This window comes from Phenylobacterium sp., assembly GCF_030679875.1.
Lineage (GTDB): Bacteria > Pseudomonadota > Alphaproteobacteria > Caulobacterales > Caulobacteraceae > Phenylobacterium.
Window position 1 is genome coordinate 221,500 of record NZ_JAUXSP010000019.1, and the last position, 21,522, is coordinate 243,021.

Sequence of the window (21,522 nt, forward strand, 5' to 3'; positions counted from 1 at the left end):
TCCGCCATGACCATTTCCGTGCCTGCTGACGTCATTTCCCGCCTGAAGGCCGTGCTCGGCGAGGGCGGCTGGAGCCAGGACCCTGAGCGCCTGGCGCCCAAGCTGCTGGAGTGGCGTGACCGCTGGAGCGGCCAGACCCCCTTCCTCGCCCTGCCGGGCTCGACCCAGGACGTGGCCGCGGTGGTGGGGATCTGTTTCGAGGCTGGCGTCCCCATCACCCCGCAGGGGGGAAACACCGGCCTGGTGGGCGGCCAGATCCCGATGGGCGAGATTCTGCTGTCCACCGAGCGCCTGCGAGCGGTCCGCGATGTGGACGCCCTGGACGATGTCATGGTGGTGGAGGCCGGCGTGACCCTGGCCGGCGCCCATGAGGCGGCCCTGGCCAAGAACCGCCGGTTCCCCCTGGACCTGGCCTCCCAGGGGACGGCCACGATCGGTGGGGTGATCTCGACCAACGCCGGCGGCACGGCTGTGCTGCGCTACGGGACCACCCGGGACCTGGTGCTTGGCCTGGAGGCTGTGCTGCCCAATGGCGAGGTTTGGAACGGCCTGAAACGCCTGCGCAAGGACAATACCGGCTATGACCTCAAGCAGCTGCTGATCGGCGCCGAGGGCACCCTCGGCGTGGTGACCGCCGCCAGCCTGAAGCTCTTTCCCATTCTGCCGTCCCGGGCCGTGGCCATGGTCGGCCTGGCCAGTCCCCGGGCGGCGCTGGAGCTGCTGGCCCGGGCCAAGGAGACGGCCGGCGGCGGCGTCGAGGCCTTCGAGCTGATCAGCCGGGTGGGGGTGGATTTCGCCCTGAAGAACATCGCTGGCCAGCGCGACCCCTTGGACGAGGTCCATCCCTGGTACGTGCTGGTGGAGCTCGCCTCGGGCGAGCCGGGATCGGCCGAAGCCGCGCTCGAGCGGCTGTTGGGCCAGGCCCTGGAGTCTGGCCTGATCGCCGACGCCGTCGTGGCCCAGACCAAGACCCAGGCCCACGCCCTGTGGTCCCTGCGGGAGAACCAGTCCCCGGCCCAGAAGCCCGAGGGCGCGACCTGGAAACATGACGTCTCGGTGCCGGTGAGCCGTGTCGCCGACTTCCTGGACCAGGCCGGCGACGCCATGAACGCCTTTGCGCCGGGCTGCCGCATCTGCGCCTTCGGCCATGTGGGAGACGGCAACATCCACTATGACGTCCTGCGCCCCGATGGCGGGGACGACGCCGCCCATTCGGCGGCCCGCGACGAAGGATCGCGCCGGGTTCACGATATTGTCGCCAGCCTCGAGGGATCGATCTCCGCCGAGCACGGCCTGGGCGCCATGAAGACCCAGGAGGCCTTGCGCTATAAGGCCCCGGTGGAGGTGAACGCCCTGCGGGCGATCCGCACCGCCCTCGATCCCAAGCGCATCATGAATCCGCGGGTTCATTTCTGAAGCCGCTAACCGCCTTGGCTTTGTCACGAAGACAGGTCAAAGGACCGCGCCATGCTGTTCCTCCTTTCACCGGCCAAGGCGCTGGATTTCTCCGCCCCCGACAAACTCCTGGGCATGACCGCCCCGCAGTTCGACCAGGACGTGGCTGAACTCGCCAAGACGACCCGCAAGCTCAGCGTCGCGGACCTCAAACGCCTGATGTCCCTGTCGGACAATCTGGCGGAGCTGAACCGCGCCCGGTTCCAGGCCTTCGATCCGCAGAGCGAGGACGGCCTGCAGGCGGCGCTCGCCTTCAACGGCGACGTCTATGCCGGGCTGGCGGCCCGTCAGATGAGCAAGGCTGATCTGGATTGGGCGCAGGATCACCTGCGGATTCTGTCGGGCCTCTATGGCCTGCTGCGGCCCCTGGACGTGATCCAACCCTATCGCCTGGAAATGGGCACGCGGCTGAAGACCAAGCGCGGGGCGACCCTCTATGACTTCTGGGCCGACAGGATCGCCCTGGCCCTGAACGTGGCCGGCGAGGGTCATGCCGACCCGACCCTGGTGAACCTGGCCAGCCAGGAATATTTCGGCGCCGTCGACGCCCGGGCCCTGAAGCTGCCGGTCCTGACCATCCGGTTCCTGGACGAGAAGGACGGCCATGCCCGCATCGTCAGCTTCTACGCCAAGAAGGCCCGGGGCCTGATGGCCCGCTGGGCCATCGACAACCGGATCAGCCGGGCCGATGATCTGAAGGGCTTTGATGGGGAAGGCTACCGTTTCGCGGCGGCCGACTCCCAGCCCGGCGAATGGACCTTTATCCGTCAGCAACCCAACGCCGCCGCCGCGGCCTGAGACCACCCCGGGAGAGCGCAGCATGGCCGTGGACTATGGAATCGCCGGGCATGTGGCCATCGTCACCGGCTCCACCAGCGGCATCGGCTATGCGCTCGCCTCGGCCCTGGCCGAACAAGGGGTGCATGTGATCCTCAACGGCCTGGGGGACCCCGCCCAGATCGAGACCAACCGGCGCGAGCTGCAGGCCCGCACCAATGCGTCGATCCGCTATCACGGCGCCGACATGACCCGGCCCGACGAGATCGCCGATCTGGTGGACTATGCGGTGCGCGAGTTCGGCCGGCTCGACATCCTGGTCAACAACGCCGGCATCCAGCATGTCTCGCCCATCGAGGACTTCCCGCCCGAAAAGTGGGACGCCCTGATCGCCATCATCCTGTCCTCGGCCTTCCACGCCACCCGCGCGGCCGTGCCGATCATGAAGGCGCAAGCGCGCGGCCGGATCGTCAATATCGCCTCGGCCCACGGCCTGGTCGCCTCGCCCTTCAAGTCGGCCTATGTGGCGGCCAAGTTCGGGGTGGTGGGTCTGACCAAGGCGGTCGGTGTCGAGCTGGCCCGCACCGGCGTCACCTGCAACGCCATCTGCCCGGGCTATGTGAAGACCCCCCTGGTGGAGGCCCAGATCGGCGACCAGGCCCGCTCCCGGGGCATTTCCGAAGACCGGGTGGTCGAAGAGGTGATCCTGGCGGCCCAGCCCAACCGCGCCTTCGTGGAATACGATCACCTGGCCGGCATGCTGCTCTACCTGGTGTCCGACATGGGCGCCTCCGCCACCGGCGCCGCGCTGTCTGTAGACGGCGGCTGGACGGCGACCTGAGGGTAAAGGGCGCGTCGTATATTTTGGCGGCCAGATCCGGACGTATCGCGGTTAGAGTTTTGGCTTGGTCGCGAACATCGGGAAGAATGATCGCTGACGCTTGAGCCGCAGGGTGTCCTCGACCGAGATCGTATTGCCCTTGCGTCGCACGCCCCCTTCCGGCGTCAGCACTTCAAGGTCCTCGTTTTCAAGCATTGCTGAGTGGATGTCGTCCTTGTGGGCGGGCGTGGCGCTGTAGGCGGACTCGTAGAAGTCGCTCATCGGCATGACGTCGCCAGCTTCCATCACCAACTTTGGGATGTCCGAGTGGAGTTGGTTTCGGGCTGCGGCGCGGTCGTCGTCCTTGAAGAGGTAGAGGCGCCCTTCGTTGGCGGGGTTGTAGTTGAACATCCGCAGGCCCGATCGGCCGAAGTGGTCGAGTTCGCCGTTGTCGTGGAGGACGTTGTTATAGACTTGGCGTGCCCGGTAGTTGTTGGCGAGGTGGAGCATCCAGTATCGCCATCCATCGGGATTGCGGATCGAGAAGGGGCTGACAAAGGGCGCGCACGATTTGAGCGCCTCATAGACCGTCTTCTCTGCGGCCCCAAGCCACTCCTTCTTGGACATCAGTTTGTCGTCCAAGTGGCGCAACTGCTCCGGCGTCACGCTTAGATGTCTCAGTTGGCGTTCTAGAAGTTCAGGGTCGCGTTGACTAAGGTAGGTCACCAGCGTCTGGATCGCAAAGGTGTAAAAGACTTCTGTCGAGGCCGTGGTGCGCATGATGTCCTGGACGGTTGCGACTTGAACGTCGGCGTGTCCGTACTGGTCGAGGTTGAAGATGACGCTGCGATAGCGCCCCCCTTCAACGATCGCCTTCATCGCCGGGTAAGCGATCTCGAAAGGGTCGGAGAAGTATTGAGTTTGGATGTGAAGCTTGGAGGGCTTGTCCTTGATCGCCGCCACCAGCGGCTCACATCGCGAGCGCAGCAGTTCCACGACATCGGGTGACGCGTCGTTGAACACCAACATCGCTTCGATTTCGATCGGACTAATACCCTGCACAGCGCGTTGGGTGTTGATCGCATCGAGGGTGTTTTCGAGTTCTTCGAGGAAGATCACGGGTGAGCCTGCGGAGCCGCAGTTGTACCGGCCGCCGCCCGCAAACCCGTCGACGATCGCGAGGCGAAACCGCTCGCGCTTGGGCAGTTGGCAACGCACGATCAGGTACTGACGGAAGTAATCTCGCAGGATCTTGTGCTTACGCCGACTATGGTCGTCCAGCTTGGCCTTTTCGAGCCAATCGTCATAACCCGCAGTCTTCAAGCCCCATCCCCCGTCGAACCTGGCCCCGGCGTTAAGCCTCCAGTGCCGCTGGCATGTCGTTCCAGGTGCGGCCGCGATACTCGCGGCCGTTGGCCTTCTTGGAACGCTTCTTGTTATCCTTGCCCCAGGTGCCCCACTGCTTGAAGAAGAAAGCGGTACCGTAGGTATCGCATTGCGTGTAAATTTCGTCGATCCAATCTTCTTTGATTGGACGAGCGTTGAGCCCGCTCTCCCCGCCAACGATGGCCCAGTGCACGTCGGTGAGATTAACGTCACCAACCGGGCCGATCAGAGGCTCGAAAGAGATAAAGCGGATCGCCGCGGGCACGTCGCGCAGATGGTCGATACGCTCGGCGACATCGGCGTTTTCAACGCTGGTGCCCAGCCAGACATTTGGCAGGACGTCGGGGATCAGGCGCGCGACCACTTCGGCCATTCGCTCGGGGCGCTTGGTAAGGATCTGATAGTTGTGGTGGGGCGTCTCGCGCATCACGCGCCAAACGTCGACGATGAATTCCTCGCTCACCGCGTCGTGGAAGAGGTCGCTCATCGAGTTGACGAAGATCTTCTTGGGCTTGCGCCAGCCGTAAGGGATTTCGAGTGCCGCACGGTCCTCGCGGACCACGCCATTCCAGATGACGCGTTTGCCACTCTTGCGAGTCAGGCCCTTGTACTTGGGGACGCCCATGGCCTCTAGCCGACTAGCCATCTGCATGGCGTAGCAGTTGGTGCAGCCGGCGGTGACGATGGAGCATCCCGCCACGGGGTTCCAGGTGGAGTCGGTCCACTCGATTTGCGTCTCAGCCATGGTCAAACTCTTCTGTCGCGTCTCATGCGAAGCTTGCGTCGCGGCGCACCATCCACTCCAAGCGGAAAGGCTTTCTTAAGCATAACCTTTCCGTGGAAAAATTCCTGCAACTACTCTGAAACACCTCGACGCCAATTGCGGACGTGAGCGGACCCTCAACAGGATCAGGCCGCGCCGCAGACATGTCCTGCGGATAGGTGGCCGAGCTCCTGCGTTGCCAGGATCGACGTCGCTAGCGCGTCGGCCGCTGCAGGAGACAGACCTTCCCAAGGTCGCCTCAGAGCCCATCTCCGACCATTGGGCGCACCCCACCCCACCCTCGCCCTTGACCTCCCGCCTTCGCCCGCCTCTCTTCAAGCCCAACAAGTGTTTGAAAATGAGGAGGACGCCGTGGCCTACAATCCCTTCGACCTGACCGGGAAGGTGGCCCTGGTCACCGGCGGCAATGGCGGCATCGGCTTTGGCATGGTCGAGGCGATGGCCCAGGCCGGCGCCGACATCGTCATCTGGGGCTCCAATCCCGACAAGAACCGGGCGGCGGAAGAGAAGCTCAAACCCACCGGCGTGAGGGTCCTGACCCAGGTGGTCAATGTGGCCGATGAGGCCGCCGTGGCTGACGGGATGGTAGAGGCCGTGGCCAGGATGGGGGCGGTCCACACCGTCATCGCCAACGCCGGCATCGGCGGCGGGGCCAGGTCCTTTTCGGAGTTTCCCACCGAGACCTATCGCAAGGTGCTGTCGGTCAATCTGGACGGGGTGTTCTTCACCTTCCGGGAGGCGTGCAAGCACATGGTCGCCCGGGGCGCAGACGGGCAGGGGGGCTCTCTGGTAGCGATCTCGTCCCTGTCGGCCCTGGACGGGGCGGCGCGCAACCAGGCCTATGCGGCCACCAAGGGCGCCCTGATCCCCATGGTCCGGGCCATCGCCGTGGAGCACGCGCGATATGGGGTTCGGGCCAATGTGATCCTGCCCGGCTGGGTCGCCACCGACATGACGGCTGCGGCCCAGGACAATGACAAGTTCAATGAGAGCGTCATCAAGCGCGTGCCCATGCGCCGGTGGGGCGATCCGGCCGATTTTGGCGGCATGGCGGTCTATCTGGCCTCGGACGCCTCGCGCTTTCACACCGGCGATTCCTTCCTGATCGACGGCGGCTACGGCGTCTTCTGACCCCCGATCACCGCTTGGTGGTCGATCTTCGGGCTTCGCCCCTGACGCAGGGTCAGTGTTTGCGGCCGGGGCCGACGGCGCCATGGTGGGGACAAAGAGAACACCACGGGAGATGACGCCATGACCTTGCACACGCCCCTTTGCGACCTGTTGGAGGTCAAGCACCCGATCATGCAGGCCGGCATGGGCGGGGTGGCCTATGCCGAGCTCGTCGCCGCGGTCTGCGAGGCTGGCGGCTATGGGGTGCTGGGCATGGCGGGCCGCTCGCCGGACTTCATCCGCGAGGAGATGCGCAAGGTCCGCAAGCTGACCGACAAGCCCTTCGGCGTCGACCTGCTGGCCGCCTCGCCCGAGAGCCTGACGGCCTCGGTGGAGATCATCATTGAAGAGGGCGCGTCCTCCTTCATCGCCGGCCTCGGCGTGCCCATGCCGATCATGGAGAAGCTCAAGGCCGCCGGCCTTCTGGTGATGGTGGTCTGCGGGGCGGTGAAACATGCGGTCAAGGCCGAGCAGGCCGGCTGCGACGCGGTCATCTGCCAGGGAGGGGAGGGCGGCGGCCATACGGGCCTGGTCGGCACCCTGCCGCTGGTCTCCCAGGCTGTGGAGGCGGTGAAGATCCCGGTGGTCGCCGCAGGCGGTATTTCAGATGGTCGGGGCCTGGCCGCGGCATTGGCCCTGGGGGCGCAAGGAGTCTGGATCGGCACCCGGTTCATCGCCTCGACCGAGGCCCATGCGGGTCAGGCCTATCGCGAGGCTGTGGTCGCGGCCCAGGACGTCGATACGGTCCGCACCCGCTGCTATTCGGGCAAGCCCATGCGGGTGGTGAAGAACCCCTATGTGGAGGACTGGGAGACCCGGCCCCAGGAGATCCAGCCCTTCCCCATGCAGGCCATGCATTCGTCCAAGGCCGGCGTCATGGGCGGCATCGGCGGACAGATCGAGGGCCTCGATCCCGACAAGTCCTGCTTCGCCATGGGTCAGTCAGCCGGGGGGGTGCACGACATCAAGCCCGCCGCCCAGATCGTCGCTGAAATGGTCGCCGAGGCCGAGGCGGCCATTGACCGGATGGCCCGGCTTCGGGGTCTCGTTCCGGCCTGAACCGCCTCAAGGCGCCCCGAGGAAGGCCTCGGGGTCGTTGGCCAGGCCGGCGAAGGCGCCCAGGCACCGCTGCCAGACGGCGACCTGATCGCGCAGGTCGCCTTCTGTCTGGCTGTCAGCCAGCAGCAGGCCATAGCGGATATCGGCCTGGTCCCCCCGCATCACGGTGCGGCAGAGGATGTCGCGGCTGTTGAAGGCGTTGAGATGCTCGAGGGTCAGGGCGCGCTTCTCCACGCTGGCCGAGAAGCCCAGCGCCCGACAGGCCCGGCCGGCCTCGTCGCAGCCGATGAATTCGGCGCCGAATATGCCCCCCGGGGTCACAACGTTGAGGCGGACCTGACCGCCTTCGCGGCCCTCCATCTCGCCCCGCGCGCCCATGCCGGCCAGCACGGCGATCAGGGTGCTGGGATCGCGCGCCGGGGCCTCGGCCCGGGCCGCGCCTGCGACCATGGCCAGCGCCAGACCGATGGCCAGGGCCTTTGTGAGCTCAGCTTTAGCCATCATCTCTTCCCCCAAGGATCTCCTCTGATCCGCTATCAGAAGTGCGTGACCCGCGCGAGCATTCGCCCCACAGGCGCGAGATCGTGACAAGGACGCCCGGCGACGCTTAACCTCGCCCCATGCGTCCTGCCGCCCTTCTCCTTGCCGCATCCCTGCTGGTCCTGGCCACGGCTCCGCCGGCCGCGGCGCAGGAGCGCACGCCATCTCAGCGCCAGACCCTGGCGGACATCGCCTATGTGCTGGGGGAGAGCCACGCGCTTCGACAGTCCTGCGAGGGCGCCTATGACCAGCACTGGCGCGACCGCATGATGGGGGTCACCGACGCCGAGGCCCCCGATGCGGCCCTGGACCGGCGGCTGAAGGAGGCGTTCAACGCCGGCTTCGCCAGCCGTCGGGCGGAATATCCCGAATGCAGCCGGGCCAGCCGCATCGCCGAGGCGGCCGCCGCCCGCCGGGGTCAGGCTTTGGCCTCCAGCCTCGCCGCCGTCCGCCACCGGGTCGACCCCCGGGAGGCTGAGGCCCGGCGCAAGGCCTTGGAAATGGAGCAGATGGAGGAGGATCTCGCCCTGAGACCGTGACGGGGTTCGCGCCAGGCGCGACGGACCTTGACAGCGAACGGCGCGACGCCAATTTGTCCGCTGCGGACCGGGCCCCTCTGACAGTCGTGGTGACTGTGATGTCGGACCGCATCGAGGGTGCTCGATGCCTGGGCTCGGACCGATTTCATCGCATTGTGCGTTTGATCGCGATGTCCGCCGTCCAGCCGGCGCGGGCGCCAGAAGTGCAATGGGGCCTGAGGGCCGTCGTGGAGACATCCGATCCCGATGATTATTAGCCTGCTCATTCTTGGAGGTTTGGTCCTGCTCGCCGTGGGTGGCGAGTCCCTGGTCAGGGGCGCGGTCGGCGTCGCCCGCACCCTGGGGGTCTCACCCCTGCTCACCGGCCTGGTCATTGTGGGCTTTGGCACCTCGACCCCGGAACTGGTCACCAGTCTGATGGCCGCGCTTCAGCATTCTCCCGGCATCGCCGTGGGCAATGTGGTCGGCTCCAATATCGCCAACATCCTGCTGATCCTCGGGGTGACGGCCGTCATCTCGCCCATCATGATCCGGCCGTCGGCGATCCGTCGCGACATGATCGTGCTGGGCCTGTCGTCGGCTGCGGCCCTGCTGGCGGTGCTCGCCGGCTTCATCGACCGGTGGTTCGGCGGGCTGCTGGTGGCCGTGCTGATCGCCTATGTGGCTTTCGCCTATGTGCGCGAGCGTCGGCGGATGGCGGCCGTGAACGCGGCCTCCGACGTGACGCGCGCGCCGGCGGACCTCAGGGCGGTCGGCAAGTTTCTGCTGATGGCCGCGGCTGGGATCGCGCTCACCGTGCTGGGCGCTCGCCTTCTGGTGAGCGGGGCTATCGATCTGGCCGAAGGGTTCGGCGTGTCCCAGACCGTCATCGGCCTGACCATCGTGGCCGTGGGCACCTCGCTGCCGGAGATGGTGGCCTGCGTCATCGCCGCCCTGCGCCGTCACTCTGATGTCGCGGTGGGCAATGTGATCGGCTCGAACATCTACAATGTGTTCGGCGTGCTGGGCGTCACCGCCATGGTCTATCCGATCCGCATCCCGCCAGAGATCGCCAGCCTGGACATTTGGGTGCTGCTGGGGGCCACGGGCCTGCTGGTGGTGTTCCTGCGCACCGGTGGCGGACTGCAGCGGCTGGAGGGCGTCGCCTTCCTGATCGCCTACGCCGCCTATCTGGGCTTCCTGGCCATGGGGTGATCCCACGGCGGGCTGATCAGACCCTGGCGGCCTGAGCCTCTCGCAGGCCCTTGCCCGCCAGGGCGTCGGCTCGTTCGTTGAGGACGTGGCCGGCGTGACCCTTGACCCAGCGCCAGTCCACCTGATGGCGCAGGCGAGCCTCGTCCAGTCGCACCCACAGGTCGGCGTTCTTGACCGGCGCCTTGGCGGCGGTCTTCCAGCCGCGGGCCTTCCAGCCCGGCAGCCACTCGGTGATGCCCTTCATCACATACTGGCTGTCGGTGTGCAGTTCGACGTGGCAGGGACGATTGAGGGTTTCGAGCGCCTGGATGGCGGCCATCATCTCCATGCGGTTATTGGTGGTCGCCGGCTCGCCGCCACAGATCTCCTTTTCCTTGTCGCCAAAGATCAGGATGGCGCCCCAGCCGCCGGGGCCGGGATTGCCGCTGCAGGCGCCGTCAGTGAAGACCGTCACCTTGGGCGTCACGACCGATCTCCGAACAGGACCAGGTCGGTGGCGCTGCGATGCACCGCCAGCTTGCGTTCGTATTCCAGGGGATCCTTGGGCCGCACCAGGGCGCCGGCGGGCGTCGCGCCCCAGTCGTTCAGTCGGGTCAGGAAGAACCGCATGGCCGCCCCGTGCGCCAGGATCGGCAGGGCGTCGCGCTCAGGCCCGCTCAGCGGACGGTGGCGCTCATAGCCGGCCACCATGGCGCGGGCGCTGGTGATGTTGAAACTGCCATCGGCCTCGAAACACCAGGCGTTCAGGGCCACGGCGAGGTCGTAGGCCAGCGCGTCGACACAGGCGAAGTAGAAGTCGATGGCCGCGGCGAACCGCTCGCCCTGGAAAAAGACATTGTCGGGAAAATAATCGGCGTGGATGACGCCTTGGGGAAGGTCCGTCGGCCAACGGGCGGCCAGATGCGCAAGGTCAGCGGCGATGGTGGCGGCCAGGCCGGGCTTCAGGCTCTCGGCCGCATCTTTCAGGCCTGAGAACAGCGGCTCCCATGCGGCCTGACCCAGGTCATTGGCCCGGCCCATGGGGAAGCCCTCGGCCGCCAGATGCAGTCGGGCCAAGCCTTCGCCGGCCTCGCGGCAATGGGCGACGCCAGGACGCCGGACCGACAGGCCCTGCAGGAAGCCGACGATGGCGGCGGGCTTTCCCCGCACCGTCTGGATCAGCTCGCCGTCGCGGCCGGGCATGGGGGTGGCGCAGGGATAGTCGTGATCGGCCAGCCAGCTCATAAGGCCGAGGAAGAAGGGCAGGTCTTCTGGCCGCACCCGGCGCTCATAGATGGTCAGGATGAAGCGGCCGCGATCAGTCTCCAGCAGGAAGTTGGAGTTCTCCACCCCCTCGGCGATGCCCTTGAAAGCCTGTGCCGCGCCCAGGTCATAGCGGGCGAGCAGCTCGGCGAGCTCTTCATCGGAGATGTCGGTATAGACGGCCATGGCGCGGGCATGGGGGAGGCTGTTGGCGCGGTCAAGCCAGAGGACGGTCGGCCGTCCATTTTCCTCTGGCAGGCTAGGCGGTCTCGGTCTCGGTCTCGGCCAGCAGCCGCGGCAGCTTGAAGGTCACGGCCTCGCGGGCGGCCTCTTCCATCTCGATGGTGAGGTCGAACCGCTCGGCAAGCTTGTCGATCACGCCCTGAACGAGGTCCTCCGGCGCCGAGGCGCCCGCGGTCACGCCCACGACGCGCACGCCGGCAAGCCAGGCGAAGTCCAGGGCCTGGGCGTCGTCGATCAGGTGGGCGGGGCAACCGGCCCGAGCGCCGACCTCAGCCAGCCGGACCGAGTTGGAGGAGTTCGCCGAGCCGATCACCAGCAGCAGGTCAGCCCGGGTCGACACCGACTTCACCGCCTCCTGGCGATTGGTGGTGGCGTAGCAGATGTCTTCCTTGTGCGGCGCCGCCATCAGCGGAAAGCGAGCGCGCAGGGCGCTGACGATGCCGGCCGTGTCATCGACCGACAGTGTGGTCTGGGTCGCGAAGGCGAGGTTGGCGGGGTCCTTGGGCGTGAAGGTCTGCACGTCTTCCACGGTCTCGATCAGGGTCACCGCGCCGTCAGGCAGCTGGCCCATGGTGCCGATGACTTCCGGGTGGCCGGCATGGCCGATCAGCACGATCTCCTTGCCGGCCTCATGGTGGCGCTGGGCTTCCACATGGACCTTGGAGACCAGGGGGCAGGTGGCGTCGAGATAGAGCATCTGCCGGCGGCCCGCCTCGGCCGGCACCGACTTGGGCACGCCATGGGCCGAGAACACCACGGGGCGGTCATCGGGACACTCGTCCAGCTCCTCGACGAACACCGCGCCCAAGTCCCGCAGCCGATCGACGACGTGGCGGTTGTGGACGATCTCGTGGCGCACATAGACCGGCGCCCCGAATTTCTCGATGGCCCGCTCGACGATCTGGATGGCGCGGTCGACGCCGGCGCAGAACCCCCTGGGGGCGGCCAACAGGACGGTGAGCGGCGGTCGGGCGGGGGCGAGGGTCATGGGGGGAATTTAAGGGTTCCGACGCGAGGCCGCCAGCCGCGTTGCGGCCTCAATCGAGAACCATTAGTAGAGGCATCTCATGCGCGGTCCCACCGCGCCGACAGAGTTGGACGTTTTATGCGCCGTTCCCTGCTATCGGTCCTCGCCCTGGCGCTCGCCGTCACCTCGTTCCCGCTGGAAAGCGCGGCGCAAAACCGTCGCGGCCAGGAGGCTGACGGTCAGGAACAGGCCACTGACCGCCGCCGTCGTCAGTCCGAATGGGGCGACCGTCAGGCCCCGCTGCCGCAACTGCGCAACGCCGGCCCCTGCCCCTTCGCCAAGACGCTCTACGACGCCAGTCGCTATGTGGAGTTCGAGGGTGGCCGGGAAGCCTCCGCTGCGGTGGGCTTTTCCGGTGAGGTCCAGGGCATTTCCGCCGGCTGCTCCTACGAGGATGAGCAGCCGATCAAGATGGCCATGGAGGTCCTGTTCGAGCTAGGACGCGGGCCGACCGCCCAGGGATCGCAGAAGACCTATCGCTACTGGGTGGCCGTGACCAAGCGCAACGACGCGGTTATCGCCAAGGAATATTTCGACCTTCCCGTCACCTTTGCGTCAGGCCAGGACCGGGTCTACGCCCGTCAGATGATCGAGGGCATCGTCATTCCGCGGGCCCAGCTGACCACCAGCGGCGCCAACTTCGAAGTCCTCGTCGGCTTCGACGTCACCCCCGAGATGGCCGAGTTCAACCGCGCCGGTAAGCGGTTCCGTATCGATGTCGGGACCGATGTCGCCGCTGGGACCGCCCAAGCCAACCAATGACCGATCTCAAGCGCGGCCTGGGTGAGGCGGTTGCGGCCGCCTTCGCCTCTGCGGGTCTGTCGGCCGAGCTTGGCCGTGTGACGCCGTCCGACCGGCCCGACCTGGCCGACTTCCAATGCAACGGCGCGCTGGCCGCGGCCAAGCAGGCCCGTCGCGATCCTCGGGAGATCGCCGCCGGCGTGGTGGCCGAACTCGCCAAGGACCCACGACTGGCCTCGGTGGAGATCGCCGGGCTCGGCTTCATCAATATGCGGGTTGCGCCTGAGGCCCTGTCGGCCCGGGCCAACGAGATCGCCGCAGACCCCCGCCTGGGCGCGTCAAAGGTCGAGGCGGCGCGACGGATCCTCGTGGACTATGGCGGCCCCAACGTCGCCAAGCCCATGCATGTGGGGCATCTGCGGTCCTCGATCATCGGCGAGGCGGTCAAGCGGCTCTATCGGTTCCGCGGCGATGAGGTCGTCGGCGACGCCCATTTCGGCGATTGGGGCTACCAGATGGGGCTGCTGATCGGCGCGGTCTGCGATGAGGACGCCTTCGTCGCCCGGCTGGTCGAGCAGGTCAGCGCCCGCACCTCACCCCTGTCGCCGCAGGATGAGGTCCAGGCCTTCGCCGCTCTGGACGAGCGGATCAGCCTGGCTGATCTGGACCGGCTCTATCCCCTGGCTGCGGCCAAGGGCAAGGAAGACCCTGACTATCGCGACCGGGCCCGCAAACTGACCGCTGAGCTCCAGGCGCACAATCGCGGCTATCATTTGCTGTGGCGGCACTTCGCCCGGGTGACCCAGGTAGCCCTGGCCCGGGACTTTCACGCCATCGGCGTGGACTTCGACCTCTGGAAGGGGGAGAGCGACGCTGATCCCCTGATCCCTGACATGGTCAAGGACCTCGAGGACAAGGCCCTGCTGGTCGAGGACCAGGGCGCGCGGATCATCCGGGTGAATCGTCAGGGGGACAAGCGCGAGCTGCCCCCCCTGCTGGTGGTCTCCTCCGAAGGCTCGGCCATGTATGGGACGACCGATCTCGCCACCATCCTGGACCGCAAGCAGGGCTTTGACCCGCACCAGGTTCTCTATGTGGTCGACCAGCGTCAGGCCGACCATTTCGAGATCGTCTTCCGGGCCGCCTATCTGGCGGGCTATGCCGAGGAGGGCAGTCTCGAGCACATCGGTTTTGGCACCATGAACGGGATTGACGGCAAGCCGTTCAAGACCCGCGAGGGCGGGGTGCTCAAGCTGCACGACCTGATCGAGATGACCCGGGACAAGGCCCGCGAGCGCCTGAAAGAGGCGGATCTCGGCGCCGGTCTCGACCCCGAGGCCTTCGAGGACACCGCCCACAAGGTCGCCGTCGCGGCCCTGAAGTTCGCAGACCTGCAGAACTTCCGCGGCACATCCTATGTGTTCGATCTCGACCGCTTCACCAGTTTCGAGGGCAAGACCGGCCCCTATCTCCTTTACCAGGCGGTGCGGGTGAAGTCGGTCCTGCGCAAGGCCGCCGACGAGGGCGCCCCTGCCGGAGAGATCGTGATTGTCGAGCCGGCCGAGCGCGAGCTCGCCCTCTTGCTGGACGCTTTCGACCACGCTCTGGCTGAGGCCTATGAGCGCAAGGCGCCGAACTTCATCGCCGATCACGCCTACAAGCTGGCCCAGGCCTTTTCGCGTTTCTACGCCGCCTGTCCGATCCTGATCGCCGAGCCGCCGGTCAAGGCCTCGCGCCTGGCCCTGGCCAGGGTCACTCTGCAGCAGCTTGAGCTCGCCCTGGAGCTCCTGGGTATCGCGACGCCCGAACGGATGTAGGCTGTCCCGCTCCAGCAGAGGCGGGGACCCATGCAGATTTCGCTCCTGGCCTATGTGGGCGCCGCGATCGCCGAGATCGCCGGCTGTTTCGCCTTCTGGGCCTGGCTGCGACAGGGACAGAGCATCCTCTGGCTGATCCCGGGCATGGCGGCCCTGGCCCTGTTCGCCTGGCTCCTGACCCTGGTGGACGCCCCTCATGCAGGACGGACCTACGCCGCCTATGGCGGGATCTACATCGCCTCGGCCCTGATCTGGCTCTGGGCGGTGGAGGGGGTGCGGCCCGACCGATGGGACGTCATCGGGCTCCTGGTCTGCCTGATCGGCGCGGCGATCATTCTGTTTGGACCCCGCCAGCCCGTGGCCTGACCCCTTGACGGCCCTCCTTATTTCTATAATCATAGAAATATAGAAACGAGCTGGGGTTCGAGGCCTGTGAGCCAGAAGATCCGCAGCGCCTCTGAAGGAGCCTGCCATGAAGCGTTTGCATGTTCACGTCTCGGTCGAGGATCTCGACCGGTCCATCGGTTTTTACGCCACCCTGTTCGGGAGCGCCCCGGCTGTGGTCAAGGGTGACTACGCCAAGTGGATGCTGGAGGATCCGCGGGTGAACTTCGCCATCTCGACCCATGGCGCGCAAGTGGGCGTGGACCATCTGGGCATCCAGGTCGATGAGGCTGAGGAACTGACCGAGCTCTCGGGCCGGCTGAAAGCCGCAGGCGAGACCACGTTCGATCAGGAGAACGCCACCTGCTGCTACGCCCGCTCAGACAAGGCCTGGGTCAGCGATCCGGCGGGCCTGCGCTGGGAGACCTTCCACACCTTCGGTGAAGCGGTCACCTATGGCGAGGACGACGTTCCCGCCGCCGTCGAAATGCAGCCTGAAACCGCGGCCTGCTGTGGTCCGGCGCCGAAGGCTGAGCCTGTCGCCGCCTGCTGCTGAGGCGCCTTTGCCGGTCGGGGGGAGGCGTCGACTTTGCGCGTTGACTCCCGCCCGGTGATCGCGGAGTTTCGGCCTACTCCTCGCGGGAGAGACCGACCCCTGATTGGGTCGGCGCCGAAGGCGCAACCGCCCCGGAAACGCTCAGGCAAACGGACCGCGAAGAGCTGATGAACGCTGGAAAGCAGCCCGCCGACAGGTAGGGCTCGCCGAAGGAGCAATGGGCGCGGGCCCGCTTGTCCGCCTCTAAATCTCTCAGGCTCAAGGACAGCGGGGGCGCGTATGGGGAATGGGCGACCAGGCCCCCGGCGCGTCGCAACATCAGCCGGAGGCCCGCCGTGTCGGACGAGACGCTCAAACTGACCCCCCTCTACGCCGCCCATCTGGAGGCCGGCGCCCGGATGGTCCCGTTCGCCGGCTATTCCATGCCGGTGCAGTACAGGGACGGCGTGCTCAAGGAACACCTCTGGACCCGCGAGAACGCCGGCCTGTTCGATGTCTCCCATATGGGCCAGGCCCGCCTGCGCGGGGTTTCGCCCCTGTCGGCCTTCGAAGAGGTCACGCCGGGCGACTTCATCGGCCTCAAGCCCGGCAAGCAGCGCTACTCCGTCCTTTTGAACAAGAAGGGTGGGATCATCGATGATCTGATGGCCGGTCGTCCCGATGACGACGGCCTGTTTGTGGTGGTCAACGGGGCCTGCAAGGAAAACGACTTCAAGGTCATAGACGACGAACTGGCCGGTCAGGTGCGAATCGATCGTCTCGAGGATCGGGCCCTGCTGGCTCTGCAGGGGCCGAAGGCTGCAGAGGTGCTGGCCATTCATGCGCCGGACGCCGCAAAACTGGCCTTCATGGAGACGGCCGCCCTGCAGGCCTTCGGGGTCGACGCCATCGTGTCGCGCTCGGGCTATACCGGCGAGGACGGCTACGAGATTTCCGTGCCGGGCGAGGCGGCTTTGCGCATCTGGAACACCCTGTTGGCCGATGAGCGGGTGCGACCCATCGGCCTGGGCGCCCGTGACAGCCTGCGCCTGGAGGCGGGACTCCCCCTCTACGGCCACGACCTGGATGAGACGGTCTCCCCCATTGAGGCGGGCCTGGGATTTGCGGTGTCCAAGAAGCGCCGCGACGCCGGCGACTTCCCCGGCGCCCGCCGCATCACCGCCGAGCTGGCAGGGGACCTGACCCGCAAGACGGTGGGCCTGAAGGTCGAGGGCGCCCCGGCCCGGGAAGGCGCCGAGATCGCCGATGCTGATGGCGATGTCGTCGGCCTCGTCACCTCCGGGGGATTTGCGCCGAGCCTGGGCTACCCCATCGCCCTGGGCTTCGTGCCGCCGGCCCTGGCCGCCGTCGGGACCGAGCTGAAGGTGATCGTCCGGGGCAGGGCCCAGCCCGCCCAGGTGGTTGCAACCCCATTCGTCCCCCATCGCTATGTGCGCAAGGTTTAGAGAAGGAACGTCCCGAAATGCGCTTCACCAAGGATCATGAATGGGTTTCCCTGGACGGGGACGTGGCCACCATCGGGATCACCGCCTACGCCGCTGAGCAGCTCGGCGACGTGGTCTTCGTCGAGACCCCGGACGTCGGCAAGACCGTCGCGGCGGGTGACGGCCTCGCCGTCGTCGAGAGCGTCAAGGCGGCTTCGGATGTCTACGCGCCCCTGTCGGGCGAGGTCCTGGAGGCCAACGGCGCCCTGGCCGAGGCCCCTGAGACCGTCAACCAGGCGCCTGAGGCCGGCGGCTGGTTCGCCAAGGTCAAGATCGCCGATGCTTCGGCCTATGAGGCGCTGATGGATCGCGCCGCCTATGACGCCTATCTGGAGACCCTGTAACCCCCATGCGCTACCTGCCGCTCACACCCGACGACCGCGCCCAGATGCTGGGGGTGATCGGCGCTGCGACCATTGATGACCTGTTCGCCGACGTGCCCGCCGCGGCGCGCAAGTCCGAGCCTTTCGCCCTGCAGCACCATGCCGGCGAGCTTGAGGTGGAACGCGAGCTGTCGGCCCTGGCGGGGCTGAATCGCGCCGCCGGCGCGGGGCCGTTCTTCTGCGGCGCAGGCGCCTACCGCCACCACGTTCCGGCGACGGTGGACCACATCATCCAGCGTTCGGAATTCCTGACCAGCTACACGCCCTACCAGCCCGAAATCGCCCAGGGCACCCTGCAGGTCCTGTTTGAGTTCCAGACTCAGGTCGCCGCCCTGACCGGCCTCGATGTGGCCAATGCTTCGATGTACGACGGCTCCACGGCCTGCGCTGAGGCGGTGATGATGGCCAGGCGGGTCACACGCCGGAAGCGGGCGGTGCTCTCAGGCGGCCTGCATCCGCACTATGCCGCCACCACCCAGACCATCGCCCATGCCGAGGGCATGGACATTGTGCGCCAGGCGGTCGCCCTGGACGCCGAGGCCGCGGTGATCGACGCCATTGATTCTGAGACCGCCTGCGTCGTGGTTCAGACGCCGAACGTCTTTGGGACCGCGACCGACGTGACCGCCATCGCCGAAGCCGCCCATGCGGCCGGCGCCCTGCTGATCGTGGTGACCACCGAGGCGGTGTCCTATGGCCTTCTGAAGTCGCCCGGCGAGATGGGCGCCGACATCGCCGTCGCCGAGGGGCAGTCCATCGGCAATGCGCTGAACTTCGGCGGCCCCTATATCGGCCTGTTCACCTGTCGGGAAAAGCTGGTCCGCCAGATGCCGGGTCGGCTCTGCGGCGAGACCGTGGACGCCGAGGGGCGTCGGGGCTTCGTGCTCACCCTGTCGACCCGTGAACAGCATATCCGCCGGGACAAGGCGACCTCCAACATCTGCACCAATTCGGGTCTGTGCGCGCTCGCCTTCACCGTCCATCTCTCCCTGCTGGGGGAGACGGGCCTGCGCCAGCTGGCGGCGATCAATCACGCCAAGGCCCAGCGTCTGGCCGGGGCCCTGGGCGCGGTCACAGGCGTCGAGGTTCTGACGCGGCGCTACTTCAACGAGATCGCCATCCGGCTTCCGGGGGACGCCGCCCGGATGGTCGAGGCGCTGCTGGAGGACGGGATCGTCGCCGGCGTGCCCTTCTCGCGGCTCGACCCGGCCGCCGGGCTGGACGATGTGCTGCTCTGCGCGGCGACCGAAACCACCCTGGATGAGGATATCGACGCCTTCGCCCAGGCCCTGTCCCGGAGGATCGGCCAATGACCATGCAGACTGTCGGCCGGCCCACCCGGCCTGAGGATGTCCAGCCCCTGGACGCCGGCTTCACCTCCCTGACCGGCGGCCGTGGCCTGTTGCAGGACGAAGCCCTGATCTTCGAGCGGGACGGCTGGGGCAAGACCGGCGTCGACCTCCCGCCCGTCGAGGGATCAGCCGATGACCTCGGGGACCTGGTTCGCACGCGCCCGATCGGCCTGCCTGGCCTGTCGGAGCCCGAGGCCATGCGCCACTATGTGCGCCTGTCGCAGAAGAACCACGCCATCGACTTGGCCCTCTATCCCCTGGGGTCCTGCACGATGAAGCACAATCCCCGCCTGAACGAGAAGATGGCGCGGCTGGCCGGTTTCGCCGATCTGCATCCCATGGCGCCCCTGGCCACCATCCAGGGTGCGCTGACCCTGATGGACCGGCTCTCCCACTGGCTGAAGACGCTGACCGGCATGCCGGCCGTGGCCCTGTCGCCCAAGGCCGGCGCGCACGGGGAGCTGTGCGGCCTGCTGGCCATCCGGGCGGCCCATGAGGCGAAGGGCGATCCCCGCCGCCGCGTCCTGGTGCCGACCTCCGCCCATGGCACCAATCCGGCCACCGCGGCCTTCGTCGGCTATTCGGTGACCGAGATCGCCCAGACCGATGACGGGCGCGTCGATCTCGCCGACCTGGCCGCCAAGCTGGGTCCGGACGTGGCGGCCATCATGGTCACCAATCCGAACACCTGCGGCCTGTTCGAGCGCGATATCATCGAGATCGCCCGCCTGACCCATGAGGCCGGGGCCTACTTCTATTGTGACGGCGCCAATTTCAACGCCATCGTCGGCCGGGTCCGCCCCGGCGACCTGGGCGTCGACGCCATGCACATCAACCTGCACAAGACCTTCTCCACCCCCCACGGGGGCGGTGGTCCTGGCGCGGGCCCCGTGGTGCTGTCGGAGGCCCTGGCGCCCTTCGCGCCGGCCCCCTGGGTCGTGCACGGGCCTGACGGCCTGACCCTCGTGGAGGAAACGGTGGAAGAGGCCGCCCAGGCCTTTGGCCGGATGAGCGCCTTCCACGGCCAGATGGGCATGTTTGTCCGCGCCTACGCCTACATGCGCAGCCACGGCGCCGATGGTCTGCGCCAGGTGGCCGAGGACGCCGTCCTCAACGCCAACTACATCAAGGCGCGCCTGTCGGGCGTCATGACCCCGGCGTTCCCGGAGGGGCCGTGCATGCATGAGGCCCTGTTCGACGATTCCTGGCTTGAGGGGACCGGCGTCACCACGCTCGACTTCGCCAAGGCGATGATCGACGAGGGCTTCCACCCCATGACCATGTATTTCCCGCTGGTGGTCCATGGGGCGATGCTGATCGAGCCCACCGAAACGGAGTCCAAGCAGGAACTCGACCGGTTCTGCGACGCGCTCATCGCCCTGGCCGAGGCGGCGAAGGCCGGTGATGTGGATCGCTTCAAGGGGGCGCCCTATCTGGCTCCCATGCGCCGTCTGGACGAGACCCTGGCGGCGCGCAAGCCGCGGCTGACCTGGAAACCGGAGCCGGGTGTGGCGCCGGCGCCGCTCGCCGCAGAATAGCAGCGGTCGGGCCTCGAAAGGGCCCGGCTGTCGCCTTACTTTCAGACTGACGCTGCACATATGAGGAAGATGCGCGGGGGCCCCGCCTCCCCGGAAGGGTCGGCCCGCGCACCATTCCAGGTTTGCCAGCGTGTCTCTCGCCCTCTCCGCGCGGACTTATGACCCCACCGCCGCCCGCGGGGGCCTTGGCCGGCTGTCGCGTCGGCTGATCCGGCTTGGGCTGACGACGCTTGGCGGGGTGATTGTACTGGCCGGGGTCCTCATCGCGCCCTTGCCGGGGCCCATGGGGCTGCCGGTGGCGACGGTGGGCCTGATCCTGATTCTGCGAAATTCCTACAAGGCTCGCCGGGCCTTTGTGCGCTTCCAGCGCGCTCACCCGCGGGCCTTGCGTCCGGTCCGAAGACTTCTGCGGCGTCGACCAGAAGTGCTTTCGGTGATGTGGGAAATGACCCTGAAGACCGAGCGTCTGCTGGTCCCGCGGCGCTACCGGGTGGCGATCCGCGGGCGGCGCCTGTTCCGGCGCCGCCGCAGGGCTTCGACTATTGTAGCTTAGCGGCCATCTGGCCGATGGCCTTGTCCACCAGGGGATCGGTGGTCGCAGCCGCCAGGCGGCCGGCCAGGACGGTGCGCGCGGCCTCGGCGGCGAGCTCCGCAGCCGCGGCCTTGACGTCGGCCATGGCCTGCGCCTCGGCGGTGGCGATCTTGCGCTCAGCCATTTCGGTGCGGCGGACAATCTGCTCCTCGAGCTTCACGGCTGCGTCCTTGCGCATCCGCTCGGCGTCGTCCTTGGCCTGGGCCAGCATGTCGGCGGCCAGGCGTTCGGTCTCTTCCCGCTGAGCCTTGATCTCCGTCAGCAGGCGCTCGGCCTCGGCCCGCAGCTTCTGGGCCTCGTCCAGCTCAGCCTGGATCCGCTCAGCGCGGGCGTCCAGGGCCCCCGCCAGGGCGGCGGGCACCTTCAGATAGATCAGCAGCCCGAAGAAGATCAGGACGGCGACCAGAACCCAGAATTCGGCGGTTATGAAAAAGGACAT

General features: G+C 67.1%; 23 protein-coding genes and 1 riboswitch. Of the genes, 16 read left to right on the forward strand and 7 right to left on the reverse strand.

The window, feature by feature from the left end; all coding sequences use genetic code 11:
* Window positions 1–6 precede the first annotated feature (6 nt).
* From Q8K84_RS12190 to Q8K84_RS12200, 3 genes are read left to right on the forward strand one after another with little or no spacing between them, the layout of a single operon-like run.
* Entirely contained in the window at window positions 7–1,416 is a 1,410-nt protein-coding gene (locus tag Q8K84_RS12190) for an FAD-binding oxidoreductase (RefSeq protein ID WP_305282904.1), read from the forward strand.
* A 51-nt stretch (window positions 1,417–1,467) separates the two neighbouring features.
* The gene (yaaA, locus tag Q8K84_RS12195) at window positions 1,468–2,253 is read left to right on the forward strand and encodes a peroxide stress protein YaaA (protein WP_305282906.1); all 786 of its coding nucleotides are present in this window, start codon (window positions 1,468–1,470) and stop codon (window positions 2,251–2,253) included.
* Window positions 2,254–2,275: 22 nt separating this feature from the next.
* Window positions 2,276–3,073, forward strand: coding sequence for a 3-hydroxybutyrate dehydrogenase (locus Q8K84_RS12200; protein WP_305282908.1), 798 nt, complete (start codon window positions 2,276–2,278; stop codon window positions 3,071–3,073).
* 51 nt (window positions 3,074–3,124) lie between these two features.
* Here the strand turns inward: Q8K84_RS12200 and Q8K84_RS12205 are convergent, their stop codons facing one another.
* Together Q8K84_RS12205 and Q8K84_RS12210 are read right to left on the reverse strand one after the other, a co-directional pair.
* A complete protein-coding gene (locus Q8K84_RS12205; protein ID WP_305282909.1) occupies window positions 3,125–4,375 on the reverse strand; it encodes a three-Cys-motif partner protein TcmP in 1,251 nt (416 codons plus the stop codon).
* A 31-nt stretch (window positions 4,376–4,406) separates the two neighbouring features.
* Window positions 4,407–5,183, reverse strand: a complete 777-nt coding sequence (locus tag Q8K84_RS12210; protein WP_305282911.1) for a DUF5131 family protein — start codon at window positions 5,181–5,183, stop codon at window positions 4,407–4,409.
* A gap of 390 nt (window positions 5,184–5,573) precedes the next feature.
* On the opposite strand from Q8K84_RS12210, the gene Q8K84_RS12215 reads away from it, so the two are divergent.
* The gene (locus Q8K84_RS12215) at window positions 5,574–6,353 is read left to right on the forward strand and encodes an SDR family NAD(P)-dependent oxidoreductase (protein ID WP_305282912.1); all 780 of its coding nucleotides are present in this window, start codon (window positions 5,574–5,576) and stop codon (window positions 6,351–6,353) included.
* 120 nt (window positions 6,354–6,473) lie between these two features.
* The gene (locus tag Q8K84_RS12220) at window positions 6,474–7,451 is read left to right on the forward strand and encodes a nitronate monooxygenase family protein (protein WP_305282913.1); all 978 of its coding nucleotides are present in this window, start codon (window positions 6,474–6,476) and stop codon (window positions 7,449–7,451) included.
* Window positions 7,452–7,457: 6 nt separating this feature from the next.
* Here the strand turns inward: Q8K84_RS12220 and Q8K84_RS12225 are convergent, their stop codons facing one another.
* Window positions 7,458–7,952, reverse strand: coding sequence for a YbjN domain-containing protein (locus Q8K84_RS12225; protein WP_305282916.1), 495 nt, complete (start codon window positions 7,950–7,952; stop codon window positions 7,458–7,460).
* A 119-nt stretch (window positions 7,953–8,071) separates the two neighbouring features.
* Here Q8K84_RS12225 and Q8K84_RS12230 point away from each other — a divergent pair, with 119 nt between their 5' ends.
* Together Q8K84_RS12230 and Q8K84_RS12235 are read left to right on the forward strand one after the other, a co-directional pair.
* Entirely contained in the window at window positions 8,072–8,530 is a 459-nt protein-coding gene (locus tag Q8K84_RS12230; protein ID WP_305282917.1) for a TIGR02301 family protein, read from the forward strand.
* 246 nt (window positions 8,531–8,776) lie between these two features.
* Window positions 8,777–9,724, forward strand: a complete 948-nt coding sequence (locus Q8K84_RS12235; protein WP_305282919.1) for a calcium/sodium antiporter — start codon at window positions 8,777–8,779, stop codon at window positions 9,722–9,724.
* A gap of 16 nt (window positions 9,725–9,740) precedes the next feature.
* Here Q8K84_RS12235 and rnhA read toward each other — a convergent pair whose 3' ends face one another.
* The 3 genes from rnhA to ispH all read right to left on the reverse strand — a co-directional run bounded on the left by rnhA (window position 9,741) and on the right by ispH (window position 12,197).
* Window positions 9,741–10,190 (reverse strand): ribonuclease HI, encoded by a 450-nt coding sequence (gene rnhA / locus Q8K84_RS12240; RefSeq protein WP_305282921.1) that lies wholly within the window; start codon window positions 10,188–10,190, stop codon window positions 9,741–9,743.
* Window positions 10,187–11,152, reverse strand: a complete 966-nt coding sequence (gene thrB, locus Q8K84_RS12245; protein WP_305282923.1) for a homoserine kinase — start codon at window positions 11,150–11,152, stop codon at window positions 10,187–10,189. Before thrB ends, rnhA begins: the two co-directional genes overlap by 4 nt.
* Before the next feature lie 73 nt (window positions 11,153–11,225).
* Window positions 11,226–12,197 (reverse strand): 4-hydroxy-3-methylbut-2-enyl diphosphate reductase, encoded by a 972-nt coding sequence (gene ispH / locus Q8K84_RS12250; RefSeq protein WP_305282926.1) that lies wholly within the window; start codon window positions 12,195–12,197, stop codon window positions 11,226–11,228.
* A 117-nt stretch (window positions 12,198–12,314) separates the two neighbouring features.
* On the opposite strand from ispH, the gene Q8K84_RS12255 reads away from it, so the two are divergent.
* The 9 genes from Q8K84_RS12255 (at window position 12,315) to Q8K84_RS12295 (ending at window position 21,044) form a co-directional block, all read left to right on the forward strand.
* On the forward strand, window positions 12,315–12,998 hold the full coding sequence (locus Q8K84_RS12255) for a Tat pathway signal sequence domain protein (protein ID WP_305282928.1): 684 nt from the start codon (window positions 12,315–12,317) through the stop codon (window positions 12,996–12,998).
* A complete protein-coding gene (locus tag Q8K84_RS12260; RefSeq protein ID WP_305282930.1) occupies window positions 12,995–14,794 on the forward strand; it encodes an arginine--tRNA ligase in 1,800 nt (599 codons plus the stop codon). The genes Q8K84_RS12255 and Q8K84_RS12260 overlap by 4 nt, the downstream gene beginning before the upstream one ends.
* Window positions 14,795–14,824: 30 nt before the next feature.
* Window positions 14,825–15,160, forward strand: coding sequence for a YnfA family protein (locus Q8K84_RS12265; protein WP_305282932.1), 336 nt, complete (start codon window positions 14,825–14,827; stop codon window positions 15,158–15,160).
* A 106-nt stretch (window positions 15,161–15,266) separates the two neighbouring features.
* A complete protein-coding gene (locus tag Q8K84_RS12270) occupies window positions 15,267–15,734 on the forward strand; it encodes an ArsI/CadI family heavy metal resistance metalloenzyme (protein ID WP_305282934.1) in 468 nt (155 codons plus the stop codon).
* A gap of 73 nt (window positions 15,735–15,807) precedes the next feature.
* A riboswitch (glycine riboswitch) is annotated at window positions 15,808–15,901 on the forward strand.
* A 168-nt stretch (window positions 15,902–16,069) separates the two neighbouring features.
* On the forward strand, window positions 16,070–17,179 hold the full coding sequence (gcvT, locus tag Q8K84_RS12275) for a glycine cleavage system aminomethyltransferase GcvT (protein ID WP_305282937.1): 1,110 nt from the start codon (window positions 16,070–16,072) through the stop codon (window positions 17,177–17,179).
* Window positions 17,180–17,196: 17 nt separating this feature from the next.
* Window positions 17,197–17,562 (forward strand): glycine cleavage system protein GcvH, encoded by a 366-nt coding sequence (gene gcvH / locus Q8K84_RS12280; protein ID WP_305282940.1) that lies wholly within the window; start codon window positions 17,197–17,199, stop codon window positions 17,560–17,562.
* A gap of 5 nt (window positions 17,563–17,567) precedes the next feature.
* Complete coding sequence (gene gcvPA, locus Q8K84_RS12285; RefSeq protein ID WP_305282943.1) at window positions 17,568–18,914, forward strand: aminomethyl-transferring glycine dehydrogenase subunit GcvPA; 1,347 nt, start codon at window positions 17,568–17,570, stop codon at window positions 18,912–18,914.
* Complete coding sequence (gene gcvPB / locus Q8K84_RS12290; RefSeq protein ID WP_305282946.1) at window positions 18,911–20,491, forward strand: aminomethyl-transferring glycine dehydrogenase subunit GcvPB; 1,581 nt, start codon at window positions 18,911–18,913, stop codon at window positions 20,489–20,491. The genes gcvPA and gcvPB overlap by 4 nt, the downstream gene beginning before the upstream one ends.
* Window positions 20,492–20,621: 130 nt before the next feature.
* Window positions 20,622–21,044: a hypothetical protein gene (locus Q8K84_RS12295; RefSeq protein ID WP_305282947.1), complete on the forward strand. Its 423-nt coding sequence runs from the start codon at window positions 20,622–20,624 to the stop codon at window positions 21,042–21,044.
* Here the strand turns inward: Q8K84_RS12295 and Q8K84_RS12300 are convergent.
* Window positions 21,031–21,522 (reverse strand): F0F1 ATP synthase subunit B, encoded by a 492-nt coding sequence (locus Q8K84_RS12300; protein ID WP_305282948.1) that lies wholly within the window; start codon window positions 21,520–21,522, stop codon window positions 21,031–21,033. The genes Q8K84_RS12295 and Q8K84_RS12300 overlap by 14 nt on opposite strands.

Bases quoted from the DNA above. Each gene is read 5' to 3' on its own strand.
- Q8K84_RS12260 (WP_305282930.1), top strand. From the start codon at position 12,995: ATGACCGATCTCAAGCGCGGCCTGGGTGAGGCGGTTGCGGCCGCCTTC.
- Q8K84_RS12235 (WP_305282919.1), top strand. From the start codon at position 8,777: ATGATTATTAGCCTGCTCATTCTTGGAGGTTTGGTCCTGCTCGCCGTG.
- gcvPA (WP_305282943.1), top strand. From the start codon at position 17,568: ATGCGCTACCTGCCGCTCACACCCGACGACCGCGCCCAGATGCTGGGG.
- Q8K84_RS12210 (WP_305282911.1), bottom strand. From the start codon at position 5,183: ATGGCTGAGACGCAAATCGAGTGGACCGACTCCACCTGGAACCCCGTG.
- Q8K84_RS12190 (WP_305282904.1), top strand. From the start codon at position 7: ATGACCATTTCCGTGCCTGCTGACGTCATTTCCCGCCTGAAGGCCGTG.
- Q8K84_RS12265 (WP_305282932.1), top strand. From the start codon at position 14,825: ATGCAGATTTCGCTCCTGGCCTATGTGGGCGCCGCGATCGCCGAGATC.
- yaaA (WP_305282906.1), top strand. From the start codon at position 1,468: ATGCTGTTCCTCCTTTCACCGGCCAAGGCGCTGGATTTCTCCGCCCCC.
- gcvH (WP_305282940.1), top strand. From the start codon at position 17,197: ATGCGCTTCACCAAGGATCATGAATGGGTTTCCCTGGACGGGGACGTG.
- Q8K84_RS12300 (WP_305282948.1), bottom strand. From the start codon at position 21,522: ATGTCCTTTTTCATAACCGCCGAATTCTGGGTTCTGGTCGCCGTCCTG.
- Q8K84_RS12225 (WP_305282916.1), bottom strand. From the start codon at position 7,952: ATGGCTAAAGCTGAGCTCACAAAGGCCCTGGCCATCGGTCTGGCGCTG.
- thrB (WP_305282923.1), bottom strand. From the start codon at position 11,152: ATGGCCGTCTATACCGACATCTCCGATGAAGAGCTCGCCGAGCTGCTC.
- Q8K84_RS12255 (WP_305282928.1), top strand. From the start codon at position 12,315: ATGCGCCGTTCCCTGCTATCGGTCCTCGCCCTGGCGCTCGCCGTCACC.
- Q8K84_RS12200 (WP_305282908.1), top strand. From the start codon at position 2,276: ATGGCCGTGGACTATGGAATCGCCGGGCATGTGGCCATCGTCACCGGC.
- Q8K84_RS12220 (WP_305282913.1), top strand. From the start codon at position 6,474: ATGACCTTGCACACGCCCCTTTGCGACCTGTTGGAGGTCAAGCACCCG.
- Q8K84_RS12270 (WP_305282934.1), top strand. From the start codon at position 15,267: ATGAAGCGTTTGCATGTTCACGTCTCGGTCGAGGATCTCGACCGGTCC.
- Q8K84_RS12230 (WP_305282917.1), top strand. From the start codon at position 8,072: ATGCGTCCTGCCGCCCTTCTCCTTGCCGCATCCCTGCTGGTCCTGGCC.
- ispH (WP_305282926.1), bottom strand. From the start codon at position 12,197: ATGACCCTCGCCCCCGCCCGACCGCCGCTCACCGTCCTGTTGGCCGCC.
- gcvPB (WP_305282946.1), top strand. From the start codon at position 18,911: ATGACCATGCAGACTGTCGGCCGGCCCACCCGGCCTGAGGATGTCCAG.